The following is a 25,926-nucleotide window of genomic DNA, read 5'->3' as shown; positions in this document are numbered from 1 at the left end:
AAATTCAATCAAGCATGGGCATCGAACGGGTTCAATGACCGGTATTTCCAGGAGCGAGGGGCCGCCAAACCGCGCTGTCAGATGGTGGCTGTTTGCGGTCGCGGCCCTGATCGCGATCATGGTGCTGGTCGGCGGCGCCACGCGGCTCACGGAATCCGGATTATCGATCGTCGAGTGGAAACCCGTCACCGGAACCTTGCCGCCGCTGACCGATGCGCAATGGACGCAGGCGTTCGAGGGCTACAAGACCATTCCGCAATACCGCGAACTCAACGCCGGCATGAGTCTTGGCGAGTTCAAGACCATCTTCTGGTGGGAATGGAGCCACCGGCTGCTCGGGCGCGTGATCGGCGCCGTCTATCTGCTGCCGTTCCTGTTCTTCCTCTGGCGCGGCATGCTCGGGCCTGAGCTGAAGCGGCGGTTGTGGGTGATCTTCGGCCTCGGCGCGCTGCAGGGCGCGGTCGGCTGGTGGATGGTGGCCTCGGGCCTGACGCAGCGGGTCGAAGTCTCGCAGTATCGGCTGGCGGCGCACCTGATGCTGGCGCTGGTGATTTTTGCGGCGATCGTCTGGACGCTGCTGCGGCTGGCGGACCGGCCGCAACCGGCCGCGTCGTCGCGGCTGAAAGTCACCGGCGTGGCGTTGCTGGCGCTGACGTTTGTGCAGATCTATTTCGGCGCACTGGTCGCGGGCCTGCGCGCGGGCAGGGTGTACAACACCTGGCCGCAGATCGACGGGGCCTTCATTCCCTCCGCGGCTCGGCTGTTCTTCGAAGATCCATGGTGGCGCAATCTGTTTGACAACACGCTCACGGTGCAGTTCGAGCATCGCATGACCGCCTATGCGCTGCTGGCGCTGGCGGTGCTGCACGCGATCGATGCGGTCGCCTCGCGCGCCGGGACGGCCGTGGTCCGTGGCGCCTGGTGGCTGGTCGCTGCGATCGTCGTGCAGGCGGTCCTCGGCATCCTGACGCTGTTGCACCAGGTGCCGATCGATCTGGCCCTGGCCCATCAGGCGGTTGCGATGGTCGTCCTGACGCTGGCGATTTTTCAGACCGAGCGACTGGTCGCGCGACGCACGGAACCGGGCCGCGAAGGATTGGTTCAGCCGGTGGGGCAGCCCGGCTGAAAGGAGAGAACTCTAAAGCTATTCTAATCTGTTGAGATGGCTTGACGCGCTTGTGTTGGGCGTCGCGCTTTACTTGAAATATCCGGACGATAAAACGAACCGGAAATCAGGGTTTCCCTTATGTCCTCAGCATTCATCCAGGCCGCCGTCATCCTGCTCCGCGAGGGGCTTGAAGCCATGCTGGTGATCGCGGCGCTAGCGGGCTATCTGAAAAAGGTCGGCTCCGCGCACCGTGTCGGCGCGCTGTATGGCGGTGCGCTGGCCGCGGTTGGCGCCAGCTTCATCGCCGCCTGGCTGTTCGCGGTGCTCAATTCCGGCGACCACAGCGACGTGCTCGAAGGCGTCATCATCCTGTTCGCCGCCGCCTTGATGCTCTATGTCAGCGGCTGGCTGATGGTGAAGCAGGATCCGCGCGGCTGGCAGGATTATCTGGCGCACAAGGCCGACAGCGCGCTCGCGCAGGACACGGTGTGGGCGGTCGGCGCGCTCGCCTTCCTCGCCGTGTTCCGCGAGGGCGCCGAAACGGTGCTGTTCATCAACGCGCTGGCAAAGACCGAAGGCGGCTGGAGCGCAGGCCTGTTCGGCGGCCTTGCGGCGGCGGCGGTCGGGCTTGCCGTGCTGTTCTATTTCATCAACATGATCGCGCAAAAGCTTCCGCTGCGGCCGCTGTTCGTCATCACCTCGGCGTTCCTGTTCGCGATGGCGATCAAGTTCATCGGCGAAGCTGTTCAGGAATTCCAGGAGCAGGCGATCATCACGGTCACCGAGGTCAAGGGCAGCGCGTTCTTCACCGCGATCGGACTCAATCCGAGCATGGAAGCCCTATCGATCCAGCTGCTGGTCATTCTGTTTGCGCTCGCGACCTATTCGGTGTTCCAGCGCAACAACCGTCTGGCGCGCGAGGACAAGGCGGCGTCGCGTCCGGCCGAATAATCCTCACATCACTCTCAAGCGGCCTGCCGCTTGAGATCGAGATAGTCGAGCCCGATATCGAGCGCGGCCGAGCTGTGCGTAATCCAGCCCGCCGAAATCAGGTCGACGCCGGTCGCCGCGATCGCCTTGGCGGTGGCGGCGGTGATGCGGCCGGACGCCTCGGTGATGGCCCTGCCGCCGGTCATGGCCACGGCCTGCCTGAGCTCCTCGTTCGACATGTTGTCGAGCAGCACCGCGTCGACGCCGATCGCCAGTACCTGTTCGAGCTGCGCCAGCGTGTCGACCTCGACCTCGATCTTGACGAGGTGACCGGCATGCGCCTTCGCGCGCTGAACCGCGGTGCTGATATCGCCGGCCAGCGCGATGTGGTTGTCCTTGATCAGGATGGCGTCGTCGAGGCCAAAACGATGATTGCCGCCGCCACCGGCGCGCACTGCATATTTCTCCAGCGCGCGCAGTCCCGGCGTCGTCTTGCGGGTGCAGACGATCTGCGCCTTCGTCCCCTTCGCGGCCGATACCAGCGAAGCGGTGGCCGTTGCAACGCCGCTGAGATGACACAGGAAGTTCAGCGCCGTCCGCTCGCCGGTTAGCAAACCGCGTGCGGGGCCTTCGATGGTCGCGATGATTTCGCCCGGCGCGACAACACTGCCGTCGGGCCGCTCCGCACGGAGCGTGATGGCTGGCGAGGCGAACTGGAAGGCGCAGCGTGCGATGTCGAGGCCGGCCACGACGCCGGGCTGCCGGGCGCGCAGCACCAGCGCGGCCTGCTGGTCGGCGGGCACAATCGCATCCGCCGTGATGTCGCCGGCGCGGCCGAGGTCCTCCAGGAGGGCGGTTCGCACGATCGGTTCGTACATGATGGGCAGGAGGGGATTCAGCGTCATGATTGGGCACTCCCAAGAGACAAGGTGTCGGATTCGGCGATCTCGCGAGCGGCTTCGAGCGCCTCGGACAGCGAGATCGATGACGGCGTAGCGGTAGCCAGCGTGTCGGGAAAATCGGTACGAAAGTGCCCGCCGCGGCTCTCCTCGCGCTGGTATGCGGCGACGGCGATCATGAGACCCACCAGCGCCGGATCGGATGCCGCGCCGTCTCTGTGGGCGATTGGCAAGAGGCCCCGAACCAGCCGACCGATCGCGTTGCGGTCGCGGAGCACGCCGAGGCCTTGCGACATCATCGGCCGTACGGTCGATGGATCGGAGGCGGGCAGGGGCGTAAGAGGCACACGCGCCTTCAATGGCCCGCGGCTCGCTCTGCTGACGCTCCCCGCCACCCACTCGGCGCAGACGATGGCTTCCATCAGCGAATTGCTGGCAAGCCGGTTGGCGCCGTGCAAGCCGGTGCGGGCGACCTCGCCGCAGGCCCAGAGGCCACCAACCGTGCTGCGGCCCTCGAGATCCACGGCAATGCCGCCCATGTGGTAGTGCACGGCGGGCCGCACCGGAATCGGATCGGTCGCAGGATCGATCCCGGCCATCTTGCAGAACGCGGAGATGACGGGATAACGCCCGGCAAAATCCTTGCCCGGATGCTTCCGTGCATCGAGGAACACCCGATGCCCCTCGGCGCGGCGACGCCAAACGGCACGCGCGACGATGTCGCGGGCTGCGAGCTCGGCGCCGGGCTCATCCGCCATGAAGCGCTCGCCGGTCTCGTCGATCAGGGTTGCGCCGTCGCCTCTGATAGCCTCGGTGAGCAGCGGCATCGGCCGCGACGGTCTATCGAACGCGGTTGGATGAAACTGGATGAACTCCAGATCCGAAAGCTTCGCGCCCGCATGCGCCGCCAGCGCGAGGCCCTGGCCGAAGCAGCCAGACGGATTGGTGCTGTCGAGAAACAGTCCGCCGATGCCACCGGTCGCAATCACGACGCGGCCGGTATCGATCACCAACGGGCCGTGCGCGTTGACGGCGAGCACGCCCTTGACGGCGTTGTCCTCGACGATCAGGCAGCGCGCCTCGACACCCTCCAGCAGCGTGATTGTTGGGCAGCGGCGCACCGCCGCGATCAGCGCCCGCATGATCTCCCGGCCGGTGCCGTCGCCGGTAGCATGAACGATCCGGTTGCGGCTGTGGGCGGCTTCGAGGCCAAGCCGCCAGCGTCCGTCCGGCCGCCGGTCGAAGGCGACGCCGAGTTGCGCGAGATGTTCGACCGCCGATGGCGCCGCGTGGACGATTCGGCTTGCAGTGGTTTCGTCGCAAAGCCCGGCGCCGGCGGCGATGGTGTCGGCGAGATGCAGCGCGGGGTCGTCGTCCGCGCCCATCGCCGCGGCGAGCCCACCTTGCGCCCACAGGCTGGAGGCTTCCGCACCCAGCGGGGCCTTCGACATCACCAACACCGACTCCGGCGCCAGTTGCAGCGCCGTCATCAATCCGGCGGCGCCGCCGCCGATGATCACGGGACGGTTGGCCAGCGCTGAAATATCCGTGCTCATATCGCCAGCATCCTCTCGACGGCGCGCCGCGCGGGGGCGGCGATCGCGGGATCGATCGTCACCTGGTGCTGATTGGTCTCCAGCGCATGGCGGATGTTTTTCAGCGTGATCCGCTTCATGTGCGGGCACAGATTGCACGGCCGGATGAACTCGACATCGGGATGCAGCACCGCGACGTTGTCGCTCATCGAGCACTCGGTCAGCAGCACGACGCGGGGCGGGCGCTGCTGCTCGACATAGCCGGACATCGCCGCCGTCGATCCGGAGAAATCAGCTTCCGCCACCACCTCGGGCGGGCACTCCGGATGCGCCAGAACGGTGACGCCGGGGTGGTTCTCCCGGATCTGCCTGATATCGTCAGGCGTAAAGAGCTCGTGCACCTCGCAGTGGCCCTTCCACGCGATGATCTTCACGTTGGTCTGCCTGGCGATGTTCTGCGCCAGATATTCGTCCGGCAGCATGATGACGCGCTCGGCGCCCAGCGACTCCACGACCTTGAGCGCGTTGCCCGAGGTGCAGCAGATGTCGGATTCCGCCTTCACGGCGGCCGATGTGTTGACATACGTGACGACGGGCGCGCCGGGATAGCGCTGACGCATCAGCCGCACGTCTGCCGGGGTGATTGAATCCGCGAGCGAACAGCCGGCCGCAAGATCAGGGATAAGGACGATCTTCTGCGGATTGAGCAGCTTGGCCGTCTCGGCCATGAAGTGCACGCCGGCGAGCACGATGATATCGGCGTCGACCTTGGTGGCTTCGCGCGCCAGCAGCAGGCTGTCGCCGACGATGTCGGCGACGCCGTGGAAAATTTCCGGCGTCTGGTAGTTGTGCGCCAGGATGACCGCGTTGCGCTTGCGCTTGAGGTCGAGAATGGCGTCGACGTCGCCTGCGAAGGTCGCCCATTCGGGCGGCGGGATTACGCGTTTCACCCTCTCATAGAGCGGCGCGGTGCGGGCGAGGGCGTCGGAACTGAGACTGGCCATTTATACTCTCCATGAGCATATCATGGCTTATACTTATCCTGAGCATAACCTAAGTCAAGTGCGCGAAAGCGGCAGTTTGGTTCCGGCGACGGCCCGTTCGGCCAGGACGGCGTGGCGGAAGCGGAACAGCTTGGCGGGGCGACCGACCGTGTCGGCGGCGATTGCGCCAGTTTCCTCAACGAGTTGCTGTTGTTCCATCAGGCGGCGGAAGTTCTGCTTGTGCACCAGCCGTCCTGCAAGCGCTTCAACACTGCGTTGCAGTTGCAGCAGGGTGAATTCCGCCGGCATCAGCTCGAATACCACGGGGCGGTATTTGATCTTGGCCCGCAGCCTGGCGATTCCGGTCGCGAGAATACGGCGGTGATCGGCCGTCATCGGCCGGCCGGGCACCAGGGTAGCCGCGTTGCCGCTTTCGCGAACCGCTTCGGGAATTAGCGCGGCCTCAAAGAGCAATTCGTAACGCTGCAGCACGAGTTCTTCATTCCACTCGCGGTCTTCGAATCCGAAGGTGATCGCGGCACGCTGCCAGCGTTCGCGCTGCAACGCCGCCGAGGGCGCGGATTTCGCCCATGCGCGCAGTCGCGGCGTCAGCAGCTTCGCCAGCAGAGAAGGCGGCCCTTCCCGATGATCTTCCCAGGGGAAATAATCATACCAGCCGGACCAGTGCGCCGCCGCCCCGTCGGCGACCTGATCCTCGCGGGTTAACCCGAGATAGCTGATTGAGACGGAGTGGGGTGATGAGCCATCCCCGGTGCGTCCACGATCGGCAAACGTATAGAGCTGTTCGACATAGCCGAGCGGATGGCCGGTTTGCGCTTCGACCCACGCCCGCAAGCCCGATTGCAGCGAGCGGTGCTTGAATTCGAACGGCCCGCTCGGCAGCGCACCCGCATTGGCGATCGTCATGATCTTGGGTTGGCCGTCGGTCACCGCGACCAGCACTGCGACGAGGTCGGCGGTGATCGCGCGCGCGGAATTCGGTGTCTTAGTTTTTCGCGGTGGCCCTGCCACGTCCAAAAGTCCGTTTCTGTTGCAGTCGCGGCTAGCGATAGCCGTAGACGCCGCCGGCGTAAGGCAGGCGACTCCAGTAGGGCGTGTAGGGGCCGCCGTAATAGGGGCCATCATAGCTGTAGGAATGGCTGGTCCCATAATAGCCCGGCAGGGTGTTGGAGCCCGGCAGTAACGGCACACCGTACACACGCGGCGCATAGGGCACGACGCCGACCGGCGTGAACAGCACGTCGGGATCGGCTTCCTCGACCACCACCAATTGCCGGCCGCGGCGCACATATAGAGGCGCCGTCGCGGGGGCGACCGTGGTCCGGTAATTGTAGTGCGCGCGGGGCAGACCCGGCGGCAATTGTTTTGTGGCGCGAACCGCGGCGCGCTTGGCGGCGGCGAGGTTATTGGCGCGCTTCGCCACGGCTGGGCTTTTGGGGGATGTGGTAGCGGCCGGGCTGTCGGCAGGCTTTGCTGCTGCGGTGCCATCGGTGGCCTTGGCGGCACCGGGGCCCTCGTCCGCGGCAGCAGTTCCGATCGCGAAAATAGCGACCAGAAATGGCGTCATCCAGCGCAGCATCGTTTGCTCCGAATCATCAAGGGCGGCTCAGCGCCACTTTATGCCGGAATGACCGTTAATGAGAGGCTTGTGATTTCAGGCCAAATGGCCGGCTGGGCGGCGGCGGTCACCAACTGTCGCCACCCTGCCAGAGTGGCAATGCTCACGGGGCGGGTAACCGATAGGCCGCGGCGTACTGGGTACCCCGCTTTCGCGGGGTACGACGAGTCGTGGTGATGCGACGTGCGATGACCCTCAGGCCGTCAGTGCCTGCTCCAGGTCGGCGATCAGATCTTCCTTGTCCTCGATGCCGATCGACAGCCGGACCACGTCGGGGGCGGCGCCTGACTTCACCTTGGCGGCGTCGTCGAGCTGGCTGTGCGTGGTCGAGGCCGGGTGGATCACCAGCGAGCGGGTGTCGCCGACGTTGGCCAGATGCGAGAACAGTTTCAGGTTCGACACCAGGTTGACGCCGGCGTCATACCCGTCCTTGAGGCTGAAGGTGAACACCGCGCCGGCACCCTTCGGTGCATATTTGCGCGCGAGGTTGTTGTACCTGTCGCTGGCGAGACCCGCATAGTTCACCGCGGCCACCTTGGGATGGCCGGCGAGAAATTCCGCGACGGCCTTGGCGTTCTCGCAATGCTTCTGCATGCGCAGCGGCAGCGTCTCGATGCCGGTCAGGATCATGAAGGCGTTGAACGGCGACAGCGCCGGGCCGAGGTCACGCAGGCCGAGCACGCGGCAGGCGATCGCGAAGGCGAAATTGCCAAAGGTCTCCTGCAGCTTGATGCCGTGATATTCGGGGCGCGGCTCGCTCAGCATCGGATACTTGTTGTCCTTCGACCAGTCGAAGGTGCCGGCATCGACGATGATGCCGCCGAGCGAATTGCCGTGGCCGCCCAGAAATTTCGTCAGCGAATGCACGACGATATCGGCGCCGTGATCGATCGGGCGGATCAGATAGGGGGTGGCCAGCGTGTTGTCGACGATCAATGGCACGCCGGCCTTGCGGGCGACGGCGGCGATCGCCTCGATATCGGTGATGCTGCCGGAGGGATTGGCGATCGACTCGATGAAGATCGCCTTGGTGTGCGGCGTCACCGCGCGTTCGAAACTGGCGATATCATCTGAATCCGCCCATGCCACGTTCCAGCCAAAACTCTTGAAGGCATGGGTGAACTGGTTGATCGATCCGCCATAGAGTTTGCGCGCGGCAATGATCTCGTCGCCGGGCATCAGCAATTGCTGGAATACGACCACCTGGGCGGCGTGTCCGGACGCGACCGCAAGCGCGGCGGTGCCGCCTTCGAGTGCGGCGACGCGTTCTTCCAGCACCGCGTTGGTCGGATTGCCGATGCGGGTATAGATGTTGCCGAAGGCCTGCAGGCCGAACAGGGACGCAGCGTGATCGGCGTCGTTGAAAACGAAAGACGTGGTTTGATAGATCGGTGTCGCCCGCGCGCCGGTGGTCGGATCAGGCTGCGCGCCCGCATGCACGGCAAGGGTCGAAAATCCCGGGTGACGATCGGTCATTCTATGCATCCTGTTTTTGGTTCGTCGAAAATGCGCGGCATGCTGATCGCAAGCCGCGTCCGCCGTCAAGGCGACCGTTTCACATATCGCGGATTAGGAACGGACGTGCTTCGCGGGAGCCTGTCGCCGGGCGGCGCTCCGCGCCGTTGGCCACGTTTGGGAAACATTCGTCTCGCATATGCGTTACGGCAGTTCGCTCTTGTTTTTCGCGGCGCGATCGGAGGCGGCGGTTTCACCGCCGCCGACGCTCATCCGGTTCAGCGACAGCCGCATGCCCTGCGTCGGGATCGGCGCACGTTTCGAGCTGAGCGTTCGCGAATTGACGCCCATCCAGGAAATCTCCGATGACAGCCGTCCATACTCGATCTTCGGGCAGCGGTTCATCACGACCTTGATGCCGGCGGCTTCGGCTTTTTCCGCAGCAGCGTCGTCGCGCGCGCCGAGCTGCATCCAGATCACCTTCGGCAGCGGCGACAGTTTCAGGGCTTCATCGACAACCGGCATGATGTGGCTGGAGTTGCGGAAGATGTCGATCATGTCGATCGGGCGGTCGATATCCGCAAGCTGCGCGACAAAGGGTTTGCCGAGCAGGCTCTTGCCGACATGACCGGGATTGACCGGGATCATGTCGTAGCCGCGCTGCGCCAGGTATTTGAACGCGAAGTAGCTCGGCCGCACGTTGACCGGCGAGGCGCCGACCATCGCGATCGATTTCACGCTGTTGAGAATCGCGCGGATGTAATTGTCGTCGTAGGCGTCGTGGTTCATTCGTATTCCTCAGACCCTCATGATGAGGAGCGCGGGACGCGCGTCTCGAACCATGAGGCCGCAGACGGGCCTGCATCCTTCGAGACGCCGCTTGCGCGGCTCCTCAGGATGAGGGGAAACTATTCATCCTGCCACTTCGGCTCGCGTTTCTCGATGAAGGCGCCGATGCCTTCTTCGGCGTCGCGCGCCATCATGTTTTCCGTCATCACCTCTGCGGCATAGCGATAGGCGTCGGCAAGGTTCATTTCGATCTGGCGATAGAAGGCTTCCTTGCCGAGCTTGATGGTGTAGGCGGATTTGAGCGCAACCTTCTGCGCGAGTGCAATCGCCGCGTCGCGTTCGGTGCCTGATGGAACCACGCGGTTGACGAGGCCGAGGCTTTGCGCCGTCGTGGCGTCCACCGGCTCGCCGGTGAGCAGCATTTCCATCGCCTGCTTGCGCGGCACGTTGCGCGACAGCGCCACCATCGGCGTCGAACAGAACAGCCCGATGTCGACGCCGGGCGTGGCGAAGCGCGCGGCCTCGGAGGCGACCGCCAGATCGCAACTCGCGACCATCTGGCAACCCGCGGCGGTGGCGACGCCCTGAACCGCGGCGACCACCGGCTTCGGCAACTGCACGATCGCCTGCATCATCGCGCTGCAGGCGTTCATGATCTCTGCGAAATAGGCGCGGCCGCGATCGGCGTCGCTGCGGCGCGCGGTCAATTCCTTCATGTCGTGACCGGCCGAAAACGCCGGGCCGTTGGCGGCGATGACAAGCGCACGTACGTTCTTGTCGTCGTGAATGTCTTTCAGCGCCGCATGCAGTTCCGCAATCAGGCCTTCCGACAGGCTGTTGCGCGCCGCCGGCCGGTTCAGGGTAAGTACCGCGATACTGCCGACCTTCTCGCGCAGCAGGATCGGCGATTGAGCGGCGGGCGCGCGGGCGGTCTGGGGCGACATCTCAAAAATTTCCACTAAGTGGTTTTCTTGGGTTTTGTTTGGGCTTTGATGACAACTTAATGTAACAGGCGGTCTGAAGCGAGGGCAGGGGTCAGCATGGCGGCAGCGAAAATGAGCGTGGCTGAACTGGAGAAGTTCCTCCACGACGAATTCCCGCAGGCGTTCAAAGGCGGCGATATCACCATCGAAAGCGCTGATGGCGAGACCTGCCTGCTGCGCCAGCGCTATAACGAGAACATGCTGCGCCCGGGCGGCACGGTGTCGGGCCCGACCCTGATGGCGATGGCCGATTTCGCAATGTATGTGGTGCTGCTGTCGGCGATCGGACCGGTTGGGCTTGCCGTGACCACCAATCTCAACATCAATTTCCTGCGCAAGGGCCAGCCCGGACAGGACGTGCTGGCCGCAGCGCGGCTATTGAAGCTCGGCAAGCGGCTGGCGGTGGGGGAGGTCAACCTGCTGTCGGGCACGTCGCCCGATCCGATCGCGCACGTGACGTCGACCTATTCCATTCCAAACAAATAGGCATTTATACGGTAATATAACACCTTATTTATAAGCCGTTGTTTTTACTGTTGTAATTACTCTCATTTGGCATTGACGCGCCGCGCGCGGTTCTCTAGAAACCGCGCAGTTCGGCGCAGCCTGCGCCGCAGTCCCCTTTCACGGATTTCCTCACATGAAAACCTTTTCGGCTAAGCCCGCCGAGGTGACGAAGAAGTGGGTGCTGATCGACGCCAAAGGTCTGGTGGTCGGACGGCTCGCTACCCTGGTCGCCATGCGTCTGCGCGGCAAACACCTGCCTACCTACACGCCCCACGTCGATTGCGGCGATCACGTCGTCATCATCAATGCGGCCCATGTCGTTCTGACCGGTCGCAAGCGCGAACAGAAGGTCTACTACAAGCACACCGGCTTCATCGGTGGCATCAAGGAACGCACCGCGAAGTCGATCCTCGAGGGTCGCTTCCCCGAGCGCGTCGTCGAGAAGGCCATCGAGCGCATGATCCCCCGCGGTCCGCTCGGCCGCGTGCAGATGGGCAATCTGCGCGTTTACGCCGGCGCCGAACATCCGCATGAAGCCCAGCAGCCCGAGACGGTTGATATCGCTTCGATGAACCGCAAGAACATGAGGGCCGCATAAGATGTCCGATACCATGCAGTCGCTCGACCAGTTGTCGTCCCTGAAGACGGCTTCGCCCGACGCGCCGAAATACGTCAAGAAGGTCGACAAGTACGGCCGCGCTTATGCCACCGGCAAGCGCAAGGACGCTGTCGCCCGCGTCTGGATCAAGCCGGGCGCCGGCAAGATCCTGGTCAACACCCGCGAAGTCGAAGTCTATTTCGCGCGTCCCGTTCTGCGCATGCTGATCCAGCAGCCGCTGGTCGCAGCTGCCCGTGCCGGCCAGTACGATGTCATCTGCACGGTCGCCGGCGGCGGTCTGTCAGGCCAGGCGGGTGCCGTGCGTCACGGCATCTCCAAGGCGCTGACCTGCTTCGAGCCGGATCTGCGCGGCGTGTTGAAGAAGGGCGGCTTCCTGACCCGCGACTCCCGTACCGTGGAGCGCAAGAAGTACGGCCGCGCCAAGGCGCGCAAGTCGTTCCAGTTCTCGAAGCGCTAATTGCTTCGCTAAAATTTGCAGCGATTGCTGCATTCAAAAACGAAGAAAAAGGGCGCTTTTCAGCGCCCTTTTTGTTGTGAGTTTAGAGATGAATTAACGCAGATTTTCACGAAAACTTTCGTGCGCGTACACACGAAATTGGAACCCGAGCGGCCTAGCGTGCCAGGACTGCGGGGGCGCAGCATCACATTTCCAAATACGCTCCCAGCATTGCATCACACTTTTACGGGTGGGGCTCATGTCGTTCGATACGTCCACGCTATATCTGTTCGCAACCATGGTTGCGGGCATGCTTGGGGCCATGCTCATTTTCTTCGGCAAGCAGGAAAATGTCCCGGCGTTGAAGTGGTGGGGCACGGCCTATCTGCTCGGTGCGGCCTCGGTCGCGATCTGGACCGTCGGCGGCGCCGCACTTGGCGGTCCGCTGACGCTGGCGTTGAACGCGGTCGGCTTCGTCGCCTGCGGCATGGTCTGGAATGCCGCCCGCGTCTTCCTCGGCCGCGCACCCAACCTGCCGGGGCTGGTGCTCGGCGCGATCGTCTGGGTCGGTGTATCGGTAGGCTTGCCGTGGCTGGATCCGGCGATGCGCCTGACCGCCGGTGCGGCCATCGTTGCGATCTACGCGGCGCTGACGGCCTCGGAATTGTGGAGCGAGCGGCGGCGCAGCATGCAGAAGCGCTGGCCGACCGTTGTAGTGCCTGTCATGCATGGCTGCGTGCTGATGCTGCCGATCCTGCTCGGCGATCTGCTGCGTCCGCATGACGAAACCTTCTACAGCAGCATCTGGGTGACGGCGTTTTCGATCGAGCTCGTGCTCTATGCGATCGGCACCGTGTTCGTGATCTTCATGCTGGTGTCGGATCGTGCCGTGACCGTGCACAAGACGGCCGCGTCGATCGATCCCTTGAGCGGCATGTTCAACCGCCGTGGCTTTGCCGAAGCCTGTGCGCGGGTGATCGAACGCGAGGCCACGGCCGGCCGGCCGGTGACGGTGATGATCTTCGACATCGACCATTTCAAGGGCATCAACGACCGTTTCGGCCATCCGGCGGGCGATGAAATCCTAAAGCTGTTTGCCACCGTCGTGGTCAACAATCTGCGCATCAGCGATCTGTCGGGCCGCATCGGCGGCGAAGAGTTCGCCGCGCTGTTGCCGTGTGCGCTGGAAGAGGGCGTGCTGGTGGCCGAGCGCGTGCGTGAAGCTTTCGAGGCGTCCGGAATCGTGTGCGAGGAAGGCGCTGTCGATACCACCGTCAGCATCGGTGTGGCCGGCGGGCCGGCGGGCACCGAGCTCGAAGTGCTGCTGGCGGCGGCCGACACCGCGCTCTATCAGGCCAAGCGCAGCGGCCGTAATCGCGTCGAGGCCGCCGAAGAGCTGCCGCTGTCGCTGGAGCACTGGCGGCGCAAGACCGCGGGTCTTCCGGCGCCGGTCCGTGCGCAGGCTGCCGCGACCTAGGGCTGATCGGTTCTGATTTGATCAGAGCCGAAGACTCTTATTTTGACGCGTTTTCTTGACGCGAACCGGTAGCCGCATCGCTGAAACGCGCTGCAGGAAAACGCGGCGGTAACCTCGCGTTTACCATTCCATCCATATTATTTACTTATGGAATCGATACGCTCGCGAAACCCCCAGGCTGCCCTGATGTCGCTCGAAGCGGCCGCAGTTTCCGCCCGTGGCGGCTTCGCCTGCATGTTCTCCAGCTCGGAAGAATTCGAGACGGCGCTCATCACCGAACGCCGGGCGCAGGGCCGCTACGATCAGCGCAGAACGCGCTGGCCTGCCATCCTGTTCATCGGTTGCGCGATGATGGTCGTGGGCGCAGTGCTGCTGTTCAATTGAGGCTTACTTTCGGGATGCTGATGCCGGGCGCCGCGAGGCGCCTTTTTCTTTGCGCCGGGCTGGGCTAGAGACGGGTATTCCAGCAGAAGGCTGTAACCGCCATGATCACCGAAATCGCACAAATCGACGTCAAGCCCGGCACCGAGAAGGATTTTGAAGCCGCCGTCGCCAAGGCGCGGCCGCTGTTCCTGCGCGCCAAGGGCGGCAAGGGGTTTGAACTGCACAAGTCGATCGAGAAGCCGCAGCGCTATCGCCTGATGGCGCAATGGGAAACGCTGGAAAATCACACCGTCGATTTCCGCGGCTCGGAAGATTTTACGGCATGGCGCGGCCTGGTCGGGCAGTACTTTGCTGCGCCCCCCGAGGTCGAGCACACCGAGACGGTGCTGACGTCGGCGGGCTAGGCTTACGCCATCGTCTTTTCGGCCTTGAAATGGTCGATCATCACCTTGGCGATCGCCATTAGGGGGAGCGCCAGCGCCAGCCCCCAGATACCAAAGACGACGCCGAGCAGGATCTGGAACGCGAACAGCGTGGCGGGCGGAATATCCAGCGCCTGACGCTGGATGATCGGCGTCAGCACGTAGCTTTCCAGCGCGTGCACGCCGAGGAACAGGATGAATGCGCTGAGCGCCGCGACCCATCCGGAGGCGAGGCTCGCCAGCACCACGATCAGCCCGCCGAGGATCGCGCCGACGGTCGGAATGAAGGCGAGCAGGCCGGCCTGGATGCCCAGAATGAACGAGCTGGGGATGCCGATGATGGCAAGCCCGACCCAGGTGACAAAGAACACCGCGGCCATGGTGATGATCTGTGCGATCAGCCAGCGCTCCAGCGTCCAGCCGATGCGGTCGATAATGATGGTGGCACGGGCGCGGTGCTTGGCTGGCGCCATGAACAACAGCCCGTTGCGGTAAACGCTCGGTTGCACGGCGAAGGCGAGGCCCAGAAACAGCACGATAAAGAAGTTTCCGACCGCGCTTACGGTGCCCAGGATCAGCTTCAGGCTCTGGCTGAAAATGGCGCCGCCGCTGGACGCGATGGTGCTGGCGCTGGGAAGGCTATGCGGCGTTGTTGGCGCCGCCGGCGCAGACGCATCCGAAGCCGCATTGAGGCTGCCGAAGTCGAAAAAGCTGGTATCGACCCCATTCCTGTCCAGGAAGGCTTTGAGGTCGACCAACTGCGACTTGATCGTGTCGCTCAACACCTTGGTCTGTTGCGCGATGGTGGCGCCTCCGAGAAAAAGAATACCCGAAAGGAGCCCGGCCAACACCAGACCCACGACGGTTAGCCGCAGCGAATGGGGAAGTTTGACGACACGGCCGAGCATATTGGCCATCGCGGTGAGGGCGACGCCGAGCAGCACGCCGGCAAAGATCAGGAACAGCGTCGCGGCGAAATACCAGGTGAACAGCAAGAGTGCCGCGAACAGCACGACACCGATGCCTCCGACCGAGATCGCCCACGCCAGATCGTTGCGGGCCAAAAGACGACCGTCAGCCGGACCTGTCACGTTGATTCCTTCCCCCAGTATATTCCTGCGCCAGTCTTTCGCGAAAATGCGCCCGGGATCAAGCGGCGAGGCGCGCGCCGGTTTGACGCTACCATGCCCGGTGTGCCAAGCGGTGCAGGCTAACTAAAGCGCTTTCCAGCGAAGTGGACGCCGGTTCGCGTCAAGAAAACGCGTCAAATCAAGAATCTGGAGCTCCGTTCCGATTCCATCGGAACGGAAAAGGCTCCAGCGACGGGCGCTTCGGCGAGGATAAGATGAATTTCAAATGGTTGGGGCCGGTTGCGCTGCTGGCGGCGATCTATGTCGGCGACCAGATCAGGATCAACCGTCCCGGCCACAAATATCGCTTGATCGTTGAAGTCGAGACCCCCGATGGACGCAAATCGGCGAGCGGAGTTTTGGCGGTCCATCCGTATCGCGGCTACAGCGGTATCGGCCCAACCCGCACCGTGGGCGATGCCGTCTACGTCGACCTCGGCGGCGGCAAAAATCTGGTCGCGCTGCTGGCGCATATCGACAAGAACCTCGAGCTCGAGGGCATCAATTATGTAGCCTTGCGCGCCTATACGGCCGCCGCCGGCGGCAAGCGCGTGTCGTTCAACGAAATGAACCGCCAGACCGGCGTCGTACCGGTAACGGGCGCGCTGATCCCGGTGCTCGTGACATTTTCCGATCCCGCCAATCCCGGGACCGCGCGCAACGTGCAACCCGACGAAGCGGAGGCGATTCTGGGGAAGGGCTATCGGCTCCACGGGATATCAGCCGAAGCGGTGCCGAACGGATTCTGGCCACTCGATTTCGGCGGCGTGCTGGGCGAGCCGGTGACCCGTGCCATCCAGGCGAAACTGCCGTGGCTGAATGGCGCCGACAATTCCGCCGCGACTGCGCTTCGGGCGGCCGGTTTGCCCGGCGTCGAGGCCGTTGACGCCAGGGAAGCCTTTACCCGGAAGTAGCTGCACCCGGAAGTAGCTGCCTTGCCGCGCGTCCGGCGGCTCCACGAGCCAAAACGCGTGCCTTGCGCCTGTTTCTGACGCCGGGCTTGCCGGCACGGCCTGGGATTCGCGCGGAGCTGTAAAGCAGAAGTGGGCAGCATATCATGTTGATCCGGCACGATCTCGCAGGCATGATCGGCCAGCATCATGGCTCAACCTAGAAGATCCTTGCGCAGGACGATGAAAGCAGAAATTTGGCGATGAGACGGCCCGTGGTCGGTGTGATCGGGAACGCCCATCGCATCGAAAATCGTTTCACAACCCAGATGGTCGGAGAGCGCAATCTCCGCGCTGTAGCCGACGTGTCAGGCGCACTGCCGCTGATGTTTGCGGGATCGCCGGAGATTACCGATATCGGCGCCTTGCTCGAAGCCGTCGATGGGGTGGTGCTGACAGGCGCCCGTGCCAATGTCCATCCGACCCGCTTCAAGACCGAGCCGCATGAGAGGCACGAGCCCTACGATATTCACCGCGACGACGTCGCCCTTGCACTGGCGGAAGCCTGCGTCGCCCGCGGCGTACCGATCTTCGGCATCTGCCGCGGCTTGCAGGAAATGAACGTCGCCTTTGGCGGCTCGCTGCACCCGGAGATTCGCGAAATCCCCGGCCGCATGAATCACCGCATGCCGCGGCTGGAGAACGGCGAAATCCACCCCGATCCGTTGGTGATCTTTGCCGACCGGCATGACGTCCATCTCACCCCTGATGGCGCCTTTGCAAAGCTGCTCGGCTGTGAAACCATTCGCGTGAACTCGCTGCATGGGCAAGGCATTCTCGATCCCGGCGAGCGCGTGGTCATCGAGGGCGTGGCGGAAGACGGCACCATCGAAGCAATTCGCATTGCTGACGCACCGAGCTTTGCGCTCGGCGTGCAATGGCATGCGGAGTACGACCCGCAGCGCAATCCGATCAACCGTGCGCTGTTTGAGGCGTTCGGCGAGGCGCTCAAAGCGCATCAGCGGGCAAGCTAGCTGGCGGTTTCGAACGAACAGGCGGCCGATAAACGGTCGTGCTACAAGGGGAGGGTGCGATGCGGGACCGCCGATGGTCGAGACAGCGCCCCCAAATCCCAACGCGGCAAGACTATTTCAGAACTTGTTTTTCAGCGCCGAGACCCAGCAGATGCTGGTCGAAATGTTCGCACACCGCTCGTTTCATGCGCAGGTGAAGGAAAAGGGCGAGCACATCCCGCTGGCGAATCTGAAATTGCTGAAAGCCGATCCCGCCGCCGTGCAAGCGCAAAGCGAGGAGATCAAGGCGCGCTACGCCAGGATATTCGGGGTATAATTTGATTCGAAATATCCATTTCTCCGGGGGCTGTCCGTAATTCTACGGAACCGAAAACGCGGGAGCGCGGCCCAGAACTCGGCTATGCATTGGGGTGCTGAGGGCGCCGAACAATCGGCGCAAGGCGCCGGACCCGCATTCATACTCACACCATTGTCGTTATCATTTCCTGGGCGGTTTCTCTGGCGGTTTTCTTAGCGATTTTATTGGGCAGTTGGTCGTCATGACTTTGAGGAGCCGCCTTGCGTTCGCGATGGTGTTCCTGGTCGTGGGCACCATTTGCGCACTTGCTGTGTTCGGTGATGCTTTCGGCCGCGCGACGCTGGGCGTCGGGGCGATCGCGATTTTGCTCGCGCTGGTGCTTGCGGCCGCCATCGCGGGCTCGCTGTCCCGACAGCTGACCCAAATGACCCGGGCGGTCGAAGGGCTGTCGCGCGGCAAGCCGGTTGCGATGCCTGCCGAAGCTAGCTGGGAAATGGCCCCGCTATCAGCGGCTTTCGCCGAATTGTCGGACCAACTCGGCGTCAGGCCAAACCTGCTGGAAAACACGGTCGAAAGCATCCGCGATTGCGTTGTCGTGGCCGACGAGAATGCGGTGGTCGTCGTTGCCAACGGCGCAGCCCGCCAGCTGCTGGGTGTGGACCGCGGCTTCGACAGCCTGACGGGGGTAAGAAAATTCGCCTGTTTCCTTTCGGACGGCACCACGCCGCTGCCGATCCCGGATTCGCCGCTGGCGCGGGCGCTGCGCGGCGAACATGTCGATGATTTCGAACTCATTGTGCAGCCCGAAGGGGCCTGCGCAAAAGCCTTCATCATCGCCAACGCCCGGCCGTTGCGCGACGAACGCGGCAGGCTTTGCGGGGCGGTGACCGTGCTCCGCGACGTCACCGAACAAAAGCGCGCCCTGCAGGCCCTGGTCGACAGCGAACAGATGGCGCAGACCATCGTGAGCACCGCGCTCGACGCCTTCGTCCAGACCGACGAAAACGGCTTCGTTCTCGAATGGAGTCCGCAGGCCGAAGCGTTGACCGGGTGGACGCGGGCGGAGACGGTTGGTGTGAAGCTGGTCGAGCTGGTGTTTCCCGAACACCTTCGCGCGGCGCACCGGCAACGGATCGCCAAATTCCTGCGTGAGACCGCCGGTGGCGCCATGGGCATGCGCTATGAGGCGCCGGCGCTGCACCGGGACGGTCACGAATTTTTCGTCGAAGTGTCGCTCACGGCGCTGCGTCGCGGCGACGGTTACATCATCAACGCCTTTGTCAGGGACATCACCCAGCGGCGCATCGCCGAGGAGCGGCTGATTCAGGCGCAAAAGATGGATACGGTCGGGCAACTGACCGGTGGCATTGCCCATGACTTCAACAACATGCTTACGGTGATCACAGGCACGATCGAAATTCTGGCCGATGGCGTCAAGGACGTTCCGCACCTGGCTTCGATCACCAAACTGATCAGCGACGCCGCCGACCGCGGTGCAAACCTCACCGCCAGCCTGCTGGCGTTCGCGCGCAAGCAGCCGTTGCAGCCGGCCGAGATCGACGTCAATGATCTTGTTCGCGAGGCCGTTCGATTGCTCGCGCCAACCGTCGGCAAGGATATCGAAATCGAGGCCGCCTTGAGCGACGACGCGTGGCCGGCATTCGTCGATCGTAGCCAACTATCCTCCGCGGTCGTCAATCTCGCCATCAATGCCCGGGACGCGATGGCAGATGGCGGAAAGCTGACCATTGCGACCGGCAATATCACCCTGGGCGTGCCGGAGGCCGTGGCCCGCGGCGTCGAACGCGCCGGCGATTATGTCGTGGTCGAAGTGAGCGACACCGGCACCGGGATTCCGCAGCCCATTCTCGACAAGATATTTGAACCTTTCTTTTCCACCAAGGAGGTTGGCCAGGGAACGGGGCTCGGGCTCAGCATGGTGTTCGGATTCGCCAAGCAGTCGGGCGGAAGCGTCGACGTGCGCAGCGAGGAGGGAAGCGGCACGACGTTCACGATCTATCTGCCCAAAGCCGACACCAGCGCGCTTCAACCGTCGACACACGACGAGGATTCGCCGGTGCAGGGCGGCAGCGAAACGCTCCTGTGCGTCGAGGACGACCGCAAGATCCGCGACTATGTGACGATGCAGCTCGAGAGCCTCGGCTACAAGGTGATCGTGGCCTCGAATGCCGACGAGGCCCTCGCCATCGTCAACCGGGGCGCCGTGTTCGATCTGCTGTTCACCGACGTCGTGATGCCCGGCAGCATGAACGGCAGGCAACTGGCCGAAACGCTGATGGCCCGCCGGCCGTCGCTGCGGGTGCTCTTCACCTCCGGCTACAGCGACGGCGCGCTGCCGCTGAAAAACCGCGCAGGCCACGGGATTCCGCTTTTGACCAAGCCCTATCGGCGCGCGGAGCTGGCGCGAACGTTGCGCCGTTGTCTTGATATCGCGGTCGATCCGGCCGGCGATCCGATACCGACGCCTTATTCGGTGCAGCCGGAGCTCGAGCGTTTCCTGCGCAAGTATCCGCCGAAGGAGGGATAGGTTATTCTTTGGCAGCCTCAACTTCTCTGGACTTGAACGGGCCGCCACATGAAATCTCGCGTAGAGACACTCACGCCGCCGAACACGCCGAAGCCGATCGGTCCTTACAATCATATCGCCAAGGTCGGCCAACACATCTCGATTGGGGGGACGGCCGGCTTCGATCCGGCGACGGGACAATTGGCTGGCGCGGATATCCACGCGCAGACACGGCGAATCCTGAAATCATTTGCGGTCATGCTTGAAGCCGTGGGGTCCGATCTCAATCATGTGCTGCACATCAATATCTTCCTGCAGCACATGTCCGACTTCGAGGCGATGAACGCGGCCTATGTCGAGATGATGGGAGATCACAGACCGGCGCGGACGGTCATTGCGGTGAAGGAGCTGCCCAAGCCCGGCGTGTTGCTGACGATGAATCTCACCGCCGTAACGCGAGAGGGATGATCCTGCGTTCCGAGTACTGGTGTTCAGATGTGTTCAAAAACAAAAGGCGCCCCGATGGGGGCGCCTTTCGCATTTGTGAACCGTGATATCGGCGGCGCGGACGCCGCCCAAAATCACAGCGAATAGTACATGTCGAATTCGACCGGATGCGGGGTCATCTCGAAGCGCTCGACTTCGGTCATCTTCAGCTCGATGTAGCTGTCGATGAAGTCGTCGTCGAACACGCCGCCGTTCTTGAGGAACGCGCGGTCCTTGTCGAGGTTTTCCAGCGCCTCGCGGAGCGAACCGCATACCGTCGGGATCTGCTTCAGTTCTTCCTTCGGCAGGTCGTAGAGGTCCTTGTCCATCGCCGGACCCGGATCGATCTTGTTCTTGATGCCGTCGAGGCCGGCCATCAGCATCGCGGCGAAGCCGAGATACGGATTGGCCATCGGGTCGGGGAAGCGGACCTCGACGCGCTTGGCCTTCGGGTTGGCGGTGTAGGGGATACGGCAGGAGGCCGAACGGTTGCGCGCGGAGTAGGCGAGCAGCACGGGCGCTTCATAACCGGGGACCAGACGCTTGTAGGAGTTGGTCGACGGGTTGGTGAAGGCGTTGATCGCCTTGGCGTGCTTGATGATGCCGCCGATGTAGTGGAGGCAGGTTTCGGAGAGGTCGGCATATTTGTTGCCGGCGAACACCGGCTTGCCGTCTTTCCAGATCGACTGGTGGACATGCATGCCCGAACCGTTGTCGCCATAGATCGGCTTCGGCATGAAGGTGGCGGTCTTGCCGTAGATGTGCGCGACCTGATGGATGCAGTATTTGTAGATCTGCATGTGGTCGGCCATCAGCGTCAGCGTGTCGAACTTCATGCCGAGCTCGTGCTGGGCGGAAGCGACTTCATGGTGATGCTTCTCGACCTTGACGCCCATCTTGGCCATCGCGCCGAGCATTTCCGAGCGCATGTCCTGCACCGAATCCTGCGGCGGGACCGGGAAGTAGCCGCCCTTGGTGCGGATGCGGTGACCGAGATTGCCGCCTTCGTATTCGGTGTCCGAATTGGTCGGAAATTCCGAGGAGTCGAGCTTGAAGCCGGTGTTGTAGGGCATGGACGAAAAGCGCACGTCGTCGAATACGAAGAACTCGGCTTCCGGTCCGACGAACACGGTGTCGCCGACGCCCATCGACTTGACCATCGCCTCGGCCTTCTTGGCCATGCCGCGCGGGTCGCGGTTGTAGGGCTCGCCGGTGGTCGGCTCGAGCACGTCGCAGGTGATGACCATGGTGGTTTCGGCGAAGAACGGATCGATCGTCGCGGTGACCGGATCGGGCATCAGGCACATGTCGGATTCGTTGATCGCCTTCCAGCCGGCAATCGACGAGCCGTCGAACATGGTGCCTTCGGCAAAGATTTCCTCGTCGATCATGCCGATGTCGAAAGTCACGTGCTGCCACTTGCCGCGCGGGTCGGTGAAGCGCAGGTCGACGTATTTTACGTCGTTGTCCTTGATCGATTTCAGGACGTCTTTGGCGGTCTTCATGAATACCCCTTTTGGTTTCCAGGACTCTGCGACAACGACATATTCGCAAACAACACGCACACACAGACAGAGTGGTGAGATATCGCAAACGAAATCAGGCCGCCGAAGCAGCCCTTTTCTTGTTTTTCAGTCGCAAAATGCGGGATAGCACCCGGCTTAGATAGCGTCCAGCCCGGATTCTCCGGTTCTGATCCGGATCGCTTCTTCGATGTTGGAGACGAAGATTTTGCCGTCGCCGATGCGGCCGGTCTGGGCGGCGCGGCGGATCGCGTCGATGGCTTTCTCGACCAGTTCGTCTGATATCACGATCTCGATTTTGACCTTGGGCAGGAAGTCCACGATGTATTCCGCACCGCGATACAGTTCGGCGTGGCCCTTTTGCCGGCCGAAACCCTTGGCCTCGGTCACGGTGATGCCCTGCAGTCCGACCTCCTGAAGCGCCTCTTTCACCTCGTCGAGCTTGAACGGCTTGATGATGGCTTCGATTTTTTTCACTGAGCGCCTCCCGGGCAGTTCAAATTGCAGAGCAGATAGTTTCGATGTCGCGCGTGGCGCCGTCTGGTCGTCGATCCCTGATCAGGGCCCGAAACGCTCGCAATTGCTGCGAACGACGACGGTCCTGAGCCGGCTTCCTTACCGGCTTCCCCAAAAGCAGGGTCTATGCCAAGTTGTTAACGGGCCTGATTTTGGAATGTTATCAGACTTTTAACAGGCAATCGGCAGAGGTCGAACCGGACGCTGCATGATACCCAAGCCTACCAAATAGGCAAACCGATCAATTGGTATGCAGATCTTGTAGAATTGGCCACGGCCGATATCAGAAATGCCTCTGGAAAAGGCTGACAGATCGAGGATTCGGCATGGAAGTACTGACCACCACTGAGATGGAGCGTGCCGACCGAATGACCATTGCCGCCGGCACGCCCGGCTTTGCGCTGATGATGAGCGCGGGCCAGGCCGTTGCCGAAGCCGCGATGGAACTGGTCGAGGAGGGCCCGATCGTGGTGGTTGCCGGCCGCGGCAACAATGGCGGCGACGGATTTGTCGCTGCGGCCGAACTTGCGGCGCGCGGCCGCGAGGTTTCGGTGATCCTGCTCTGCGAGCGGGACAGTCTGACGGGCGACGCGGCACTCGCGGCGAAGGGCTGGAAATACCCGGTGCTGCCGTTCAATCCCCAGGCGATCGGAAAGCCGGCGCTGATCATCGATGCGCTGCTCGGCGCCGGTCTCAACCGTCCCGTGAAGGGCGATCCGCTTGATATGATCGAAGCGATCAACGCCAACGGCGCGCCGGTCCTCGCCGTCGATCTGCCGAGCGGTATCAACGGCACCACCGGTGCCGTGATGGATGTTGCGATCAACGCCGTCGAGACCGTGACGTTCTTCCGCAAGAAGCCGGCGCATCTGTTGCTGCCGGGACGGATGCATTGCGGCCGCGTCCGCGTCGCCGATATCGGTATCGATGCGCAAGTGCTGGGCGAAATCCAGCCGCAGGCAACGGAAAACGTCCCGCAGGCCTGGCAGGGATGCTTTCCGGTGCCGCGGATCGATGGCCACAAATATGCGCGCGGTCACGCCGTCGTCGTGTCCGGCGACATGGTATCGACGGGTGCGGCGCGGCTGGCGGCACGCGCCGCGCTGCGGGCCGGCGCCGGCCTCGTCACGCTGGCCTCGCCGCGCGAGGCGCTGGCGGTCAATGCTTCGGCCCTGACCGCGGTGATGATCCGCGCGGTCGATAGCGCGGTCGAATTCGCCGACATGCTGAACGACAAGCGGCTCAATGCCTGCGTGATCGGACCGGGCGCCGGCATCAGCGCGCGCACGCGCGATCTCGTCCACACCGCCTTGTCGGCGAAACGTCACCTCGTGCTCGATGCCGACGCGCTGACGAGCTTTGCGCAAGAACCGGAGCGCCTGTTTGAATCGATCAAGGCGTCCAGCGATCCGCAGGTCGTGCTGACCCCGCACGAGGGCGAGTTTCCGCGGCTGTTCAGCGACATCAGCAACAAGCATCCGGGCCGCTCCAAACTCGAACGGGTGCGCGACGCCGCCTTGCGCTCCGGCGCGGTGGTGCTGCTGAAGGGGCCGGATACGGTAGTGGCGTCGCCCGACGGCCGCGCCAGCATCGCCGCCAACGCGCCGCCCTGGCTCGCCACCGCCGGCGCCGGCGACGTGCTGGCGGGGATCGTCGCAGGGTTATTGGCGCAAGGCGTGCCGGCCTTCGAGGCCGCCTGTATCGGCGTCTGGATGCACGGCGAGGGGGCGCGGGAGGCGGGCCCCGGCCTGATCGCGGAAGATCTGACCGAGGTACTGCCCGCGGTGTTCCGGCGACTCTATGACGAGTTCGGTGTTGAGTATTAGGCAACTCGAACTGGCCGACATGGATGCCGCTGCGCGGGTCCATCGAACAAGCTTCGACCAGGCCTTGCCCTGGCTCGCCGGTCTGCACACGCCCGAGGAAGATCGCTGGTTCTATCGCGAGCGGATGTTGAAGACATGCACGCTCTGGGGAGCGTTCGATGCCAATGCCCTGACCGGAGTGATCGCCTTCAACGACGACTGGATCGAGCAACTCTATGTGCTGCCGGAAGCGCAGGGGCAGGGCGCCGGTACCGAATTGCTTGACGTCGCCAAACGTGCTTCCGAGCAGCTGCAGCTATGGACGTTCCAGCGGAATGCGCGGGCGAGGCGCTTCTATGAAGCGCGAGGCTTTGTGCTGGTCGAGCAAACCGATGGCGCCGGCAATGAAGAGAAAGAACCGGACGCGCGTTATCTCTGGACGCGCGGATAAGATGGTCGTTAGTTCACGAGATATTTCGCCACCGCCGCCTCGTTCCATTCCAGCCCAAGGCCGGGACCCCGCGCGGTGAGCGTACCGTCGACGATCTCGGCGGGGTGGGCGAGGATGACGCCGGCGAAATCGAGGAATTCGAGCCAGTGCGCTGAGGGCGTCACCGCCAGCATGTGGGCGCTGGCCTCGGCGAACAGATGGCTCGACATTGGAATGTTGGCGGCTTCCGCTTGCGCTGCGACTTGCAGCCAGCCGGTGACGCCGCCGCATTTCATCAGGTCGGGCATGATGAAGTCGCTGGCGCCGGCTGCGATCGCCTCGGCAAAGCCGCGCGGGAACCACCAGTTCTCGCCGGCCTGGATCGGCGTCGGCGAAGTTTCACGTACCTTGGCATGGCCCAACAGATTTTCCTGCGGCACCGGCTCTTCGATCCAATGCAGGTCGTAAGGCGCGAGGCGGGCGATGCGCCGGCCGGCTTCCGCAGGATCGAGCGACTGGTTGAAGTCGATCATCAATGCGATGTCCGGGCCGAGCAAAGCGCGCACGCCCTTGACCACCCGCTCGTCATTGGCGGCGTCGCCATCGCCGCCCTTGATCTTGATGCCGCGAAATCCCTGCTCCAGCGAGCGGCGCAGCGCCTTCTCATCCGCGACGGGGTCGACCACGCCGTAGCTGTCATAGGCCTTGATCGGCCGCGGCGCGCCACCGAGCAGCTCAGCCAATGGCCGACCGGCAATTTGGCCAAGCGCGTCCCAATAGGCCATATCGAGCCCGGACACCGCCATGCCGACGAGGCCCTGCCAGCCCAGCAGGCGGAATTTTGCGTCCATCGCCTTCATCAGATCAAACGGCGCAACCGGCTTGCCGACGAGCTCGCGCCCGATCTCCTCGATCAGGTGCAGCAGCGGCTTCACCGTCAGTTTGGCGTAGGCAAAGATGTAAGCGCGTCCGGTAACGCCTTGATCGGTCGCGACATCGATCAGCACCATCGGTGCGGCATCGATCGTTGAGAAGGCGGTCTTCACCGGCCGCGCGATCGGGACCACGAGGCCGCGCGCGGTGACGCTGCGAATGGCGGGAACGGACGCGCTCATGCTGAT

At 63.3% G+C, this 25,926-nt stretch carries 27 protein-coding genes; 15 read left to right on the top strand and 12 right to left on the bottom strand.

All coding sequences use genetic code 11. The features are described 5' to 3' along the window. Positions 1–34: 34 nt before the first annotated feature. The gene (locus ABIE49_RS03005; protein ID WP_192733493.1) at positions 35–1,126 is read left to right on the top strand and encodes a COX15/CtaA family protein; all 1,092 of its coding nucleotides are present in this window, start codon (positions 35–37) and stop codon (positions 1,124–1,126) included. A 120-nt stretch (positions 1,127–1,246) separates the two neighbouring features. After that, the gene (locus tag ABIE49_RS03000; RefSeq protein WP_192733492.1) at positions 1,247–2,059 is read left to right on the top strand and encodes an FTR1 family iron permease; all 813 of its coding nucleotides are present in this window, start codon (positions 1,247–1,249) and stop codon (positions 2,057–2,059) included. A gap of 14 nt (positions 2,060–2,073) precedes the next feature. Here ABIE49_RS03000 and nadC read toward each other — a convergent pair whose 3' ends face one another. From nadC to ABIE49_RS02960, 8 genes are all read right to left on the bottom strand, one after another. Further along, positions 2,074–2,943, bottom strand: a complete 870-nt coding sequence (nadC, locus tag ABIE49_RS02995) for a carboxylating nicotinate-nucleotide diphosphorylase (protein ID WP_192733491.1) — start codon at positions 2,941–2,943, stop codon at positions 2,074–2,076. Beyond that, positions 2,940–4,493 (bottom strand): L-aspartate oxidase, encoded by a 1,554-nt coding sequence (locus ABIE49_RS02990; protein ID WP_192733490.1) that lies wholly within the window; start codon positions 4,491–4,493, stop codon positions 2,940–2,942. Before ABIE49_RS02990 ends, nadC begins: the two co-directional genes overlap by 4 nt. After that, the gene (nadA, locus tag ABIE49_RS02985) at positions 4,490–5,476 is read right to left on the bottom strand and encodes a quinolinate synthase NadA (RefSeq protein WP_192733489.1); all 987 of its coding nucleotides are present in this window, start codon (positions 5,474–5,476) and stop codon (positions 4,490–4,492) included. Before nadA ends, ABIE49_RS02990 begins: the two co-directional genes overlap by 4 nt. Positions 5,477–5,530: 54 nt before the next feature. After that, a complete protein-coding gene (locus tag ABIE49_RS02980; protein ID WP_192733488.1) occupies positions 5,531–6,487 on the bottom strand; it encodes an NUDIX hydrolase in 957 nt (318 codons plus the stop codon). 31 nt (positions 6,488–6,518) lie between these two features. Beyond that, positions 6,519–7,055, bottom strand: a complete 537-nt coding sequence (locus tag ABIE49_RS02975) for a hypothetical protein (protein ID WP_192733487.1) — start codon at positions 7,053–7,055, stop codon at positions 6,519–6,521. Positions 7,056–7,289: 234 nt separating this feature from the next. Beyond that, a complete protein-coding gene (locus tag ABIE49_RS02970) occupies positions 7,290–8,570 on the bottom strand; it encodes an O-acetylhomoserine aminocarboxypropyltransferase (protein ID WP_192733486.1) in 1,281 nt (426 codons plus the stop codon). Between the two features lie 183 nt (positions 8,571–8,753). After that, positions 8,754–9,338, bottom strand: a complete 585-nt coding sequence (locus ABIE49_RS02965) for a CoA-binding protein (RefSeq protein WP_192733485.1) — start codon at positions 9,336–9,338, stop codon at positions 8,754–8,756. 119 nt (positions 9,339–9,457) lie between these two features. Further along, entirely contained in the window at positions 9,458–10,282 is an 825-nt protein-coding gene (locus ABIE49_RS02960; protein ID WP_192733484.1) for an enoyl-CoA hydratase, read from the bottom strand. Positions 10,283–10,378: 96 nt separating this feature from the next. Between ABIE49_RS02960 and ABIE49_RS02955 the strand changes: the two genes are divergently transcribed. The 6 genes from ABIE49_RS02955 to ABIE49_RS02930 all read left to right on the top strand — a co-directional run bounded on the left by ABIE49_RS02955 (position 10,379) and on the right by ABIE49_RS02930 (position 14,148). Beyond that, complete coding sequence (locus ABIE49_RS02955; RefSeq protein WP_192733483.1) at positions 10,379–10,807, top strand: PaaI family thioesterase; 429 nt, start codon at positions 10,379–10,381, stop codon at positions 10,805–10,807. Positions 10,808–10,961: 154 nt separating this feature from the next. Then, a complete protein-coding gene (gene rplM / locus ABIE49_RS02950; protein ID WP_192733482.1) occupies positions 10,962–11,426 on the top strand; it encodes a 50S ribosomal protein L13 in 465 nt (154 codons plus the stop codon). A 1-nt stretch (position 11,427) separates the two neighbouring features. Continuing rightward, complete coding sequence (gene rpsI, locus ABIE49_RS02945; protein ID WP_192733481.1) at positions 11,428–11,904, top strand: 30S ribosomal protein S9; 477 nt, start codon at positions 11,428–11,430, stop codon at positions 11,902–11,904. A 238-nt stretch (positions 11,905–12,142) separates the two neighbouring features. Next, positions 12,143–13,360, top strand: a complete 1,218-nt coding sequence (locus ABIE49_RS02940; RefSeq protein ID WP_192733480.1) for a GGDEF domain-containing protein — start codon at positions 12,143–12,145, stop codon at positions 13,358–13,360. A gap of 147 nt (positions 13,361–13,507) precedes the next feature. After that, entirely contained in the window at positions 13,508–13,744 is a 237-nt protein-coding gene (locus ABIE49_RS02935; RefSeq protein ID WP_192733479.1) for a hypothetical protein, read from the top strand. A gap of 101 nt (positions 13,745–13,845) precedes the next feature. Next, positions 13,846–14,148, top strand: coding sequence for an antibiotic biosynthesis monooxygenase family protein (locus tag ABIE49_RS02930; protein WP_192733478.1), 303 nt, complete (start codon positions 13,846–13,848; stop codon positions 14,146–14,148). 2 nt (positions 14,149–14,150) lie between these two features. Here the strand turns inward: ABIE49_RS02930 and ABIE49_RS02925 are convergent, their stop codons facing one another. Then, positions 14,151–15,257, bottom strand: coding sequence for an AI-2E family transporter (locus ABIE49_RS02925; protein WP_192733477.1), 1,107 nt, complete (start codon positions 15,255–15,257; stop codon positions 14,151–14,153). A gap of 254 nt (positions 15,258–15,511) precedes the next feature. Here ABIE49_RS02925 and ABIE49_RS02920 point away from each other — a divergent pair, with 254 nt between their 5' ends. The 5 genes from ABIE49_RS02920 to ABIE49_RS02900 all read left to right on the top strand — a co-directional run bounded on the left by ABIE49_RS02920 (position 15,512) and on the right by ABIE49_RS02900 (position 20,513). Next, positions 15,512–16,210: a hypothetical protein gene (locus ABIE49_RS02920; RefSeq protein ID WP_192733476.1), complete on the top strand. Its 699-nt coding sequence runs from the start codon at positions 15,512–15,514 to the stop codon at positions 16,208–16,210. Positions 16,211–16,449: 239 nt separating this feature from the next. After that, the gene (locus ABIE49_RS02915) at positions 16,450–17,220 is read left to right on the top strand and encodes a gamma-glutamyl-gamma-aminobutyrate hydrolase family protein (RefSeq protein ID WP_192733475.1); all 771 of its coding nucleotides are present in this window, start codon (positions 16,450–16,452) and stop codon (positions 17,218–17,220) included. Positions 17,221–17,293: 73 nt separating this feature from the next. Continuing rightward, a complete protein-coding gene (locus tag ABIE49_RS02910; RefSeq protein ID WP_192733474.1) occupies positions 17,294–17,536 on the top strand; it encodes a hypothetical protein in 243 nt (80 codons plus the stop codon). 223 nt (positions 17,537–17,759) lie between these two features. Continuing rightward, the gene (locus ABIE49_RS02905) at positions 17,760–20,066 is read left to right on the top strand and encodes a hybrid sensor histidine kinase/response regulator (protein ID WP_192733473.1); all 2,307 of its coding nucleotides are present in this window, start codon (positions 17,760–17,762) and stop codon (positions 20,064–20,066) included. A gap of 48 nt (positions 20,067–20,114) precedes the next feature. Continuing rightward, on the top strand, positions 20,115–20,513 hold the full coding sequence (locus ABIE49_RS02900) for a RidA family protein (protein WP_192733472.1): 399 nt from the start codon (positions 20,115–20,117) through the stop codon (positions 20,511–20,513). A 113-nt stretch (positions 20,514–20,626) separates the two neighbouring features. On the opposite strand, the gene glnA is transcribed toward ABIE49_RS02900, so the two are convergent. Both glnA and ABIE49_RS02890 read right to left on the bottom strand, forming a co-directional pair. After that, positions 20,627–22,036 (bottom strand): type I glutamate--ammonia ligase, encoded by a 1,410-nt coding sequence (gene glnA / locus ABIE49_RS02895; protein ID WP_192733471.1) that lies wholly within the window; start codon positions 22,034–22,036, stop codon positions 20,627–20,629. A gap of 156 nt (positions 22,037–22,192) precedes the next feature. Next, a complete protein-coding gene (locus ABIE49_RS02890; RefSeq protein ID WP_027537227.1) occupies positions 22,193–22,531 on the bottom strand; it encodes a P-II family nitrogen regulator in 339 nt (112 codons plus the stop codon). A gap of 365 nt (positions 22,532–22,896) precedes the next feature. Here ABIE49_RS02890 and ABIE49_RS02885 point away from each other — a divergent pair, with 365 nt between their 5' ends. Together ABIE49_RS02885 and ABIE49_RS02880 are read left to right on the top strand one after the other, a co-directional pair. Further along, positions 22,897–24,396, top strand: a complete 1,500-nt coding sequence (locus tag ABIE49_RS02885) for an NAD(P)H-hydrate dehydratase (RefSeq protein WP_192733470.1) — start codon at positions 22,897–22,899, stop codon at positions 24,394–24,396. 19 nt (positions 24,397–24,415) lie between these two features. After that, complete coding sequence (locus tag ABIE49_RS02880) at positions 24,416–24,826, top strand: GNAT family N-acetyltransferase (protein ID WP_502915977.1); 411 nt, start codon at positions 24,416–24,418, stop codon at positions 24,824–24,826. A gap of 8 nt (positions 24,827–24,834) precedes the next feature. Here ABIE49_RS02880 and ABIE49_RS02875 read toward each other — a convergent pair whose 3' ends face one another. Then, positions 24,835–25,920, bottom strand: coding sequence for an enolase C-terminal domain-like protein (locus tag ABIE49_RS02875; RefSeq protein ID WP_192733468.1), 1,086 nt, complete (start codon positions 25,918–25,920; stop codon positions 24,835–24,837). Positions 25,921–25,926 lie beyond the last annotated feature (6 nt).

The organism is Bradyrhizobium sp. OAE829 (assembly GCF_040546575.1).
Classification (GTDB): Bacteria; Pseudomonadota; Alphaproteobacteria; order Rhizobiales; family Xanthobacteraceae; genus Bradyrhizobium.
This window is presented reverse-complemented; position numbering and strand designations above follow the sequence as displayed.

Coding starts and splice junctions, on each gene's coding strand:
- ABIE49_RS02960 (WP_192733484.1), bottom strand. CDS start 10,282: ATGTCGCCCCAGACCGCCCGCGCGCCCGCCGCTCAATCGCCGATCCTG.
- ABIE49_RS02940 (WP_192733480.1), top strand. CDS start 12,143: ATGTCGTTCGATACGTCCACGCTATATCTGTTCGCAACCATGGTTGCG.
- ABIE49_RS02875 (WP_192733468.1), bottom strand. CDS start 25,920: ATGAGCGCGTCCGTTCCCGCCATTCGCAGCGTCACCGCGCGCGGCCTC.
- ABIE49_RS02920 (WP_192733476.1), top strand. CDS start 15,512: ATGAATTTCAAATGGTTGGGGCCGGTTGCGCTGCTGGCGGCGATCTAT.
- ABIE49_RS02930 (WP_192733478.1), top strand. CDS start 13,846: ATGATCACCGAAATCGCACAAATCGACGTCAAGCCCGGCACCGAGAAG.
- nadA (WP_192733489.1), bottom strand. CDS start 5,476: ATGGCCAGTCTCAGTTCCGACGCCCTCGCCCGCACCGCGCCGCTCTAT.
- ABIE49_RS02900 (WP_192733472.1), top strand. CDS start 20,115: ATGAAATCTCGCGTAGAGACACTCACGCCGCCGAACACGCCGAAGCCG.
- nadC (WP_192733491.1), bottom strand. CDS start 2,943: ATGACGCTGAATCCCCTCCTGCCCATCATGTACGAACCGATCGTGCGA.
- ABIE49_RS03005 (WP_192733493.1), top strand. CDS start 35: ATGACCGGTATTTCCAGGAGCGAGGGGCCGCCAAACCGCGCTGTCAGA.
- ABIE49_RS02955 (WP_192733483.1), top strand. CDS start 10,379: ATGGCGGCAGCGAAAATGAGCGTGGCTGAACTGGAGAAGTTCCTCCAC.
- ABIE49_RS02905 (WP_192733473.1), top strand. CDS start 17,760: ATGACTTTGAGGAGCCGCCTTGCGTTCGCGATGGTGTTCCTGGTCGTG.
- ABIE49_RS02910 (WP_192733474.1), top strand. CDS start 17,294: ATGGTCGAGACAGCGCCCCCAAATCCCAACGCGGCAAGACTATTTCAG.
- ABIE49_RS02975 (WP_192733487.1), bottom strand. CDS start 7,055: ATGCTGCGCTGGATGACGCCATTTCTGGTCGCTATTTTCGCGATCGGA.
- ABIE49_RS02880 (WP_502915977.1), top strand. CDS start 24,416: ATGGATGCCGCTGCGCGGGTCCATCGAACAAGCTTCGACCAGGCCTTG.
- glnA (WP_192733471.1), bottom strand. CDS start 22,036: ATGAAGACCGCCAAAGACGTCCTGAAATCGATCAAGGACAACGACGTA.
- ABIE49_RS02990 (WP_192733490.1), bottom strand. CDS start 4,493: ATGAGCACGGATATTTCAGCGCTGGCCAACCGTCCCGTGATCATCGGC.
- ABIE49_RS02935 (WP_192733479.1), top strand. CDS start 13,508: ATGGAATCGATACGCTCGCGAAACCCCCAGGCTGCCCTGATGTCGCTC.
- ABIE49_RS02970 (WP_192733486.1), bottom strand. CDS start 8,570: ATGACCGATCGTCACCCGGGATTTTCGACCCTTGCCGTGCATGCGGGC.
- rplM (WP_192733482.1), top strand. CDS start 10,962: ATGAAAACCTTTTCGGCTAAGCCCGCCGAGGTGACGAAGAAGTGGGTG.
- ABIE49_RS03000 (WP_192733492.1), top strand. CDS start 1,247: ATGTCCTCAGCATTCATCCAGGCCGCCGTCATCCTGCTCCGCGAGGGG.
- ABIE49_RS02965 (WP_192733485.1), bottom strand. CDS start 9,338: ATGAACCACGACGCCTACGACGACAATTACATCCGCGCGATTCTCAAC.
- rpsI (WP_192733481.1), top strand. CDS start 11,428: ATGTCCGATACCATGCAGTCGCTCGACCAGTTGTCGTCCCTGAAGACG.
- ABIE49_RS02915 (WP_192733475.1), top strand. CDS start 16,450: ATGAGACGGCCCGTGGTCGGTGTGATCGGGAACGCCCATCGCATCGAA.
- ABIE49_RS02885 (WP_192733470.1), top strand. CDS start 22,897: ATGGAAGTACTGACCACCACTGAGATGGAGCGTGCCGACCGAATGACC.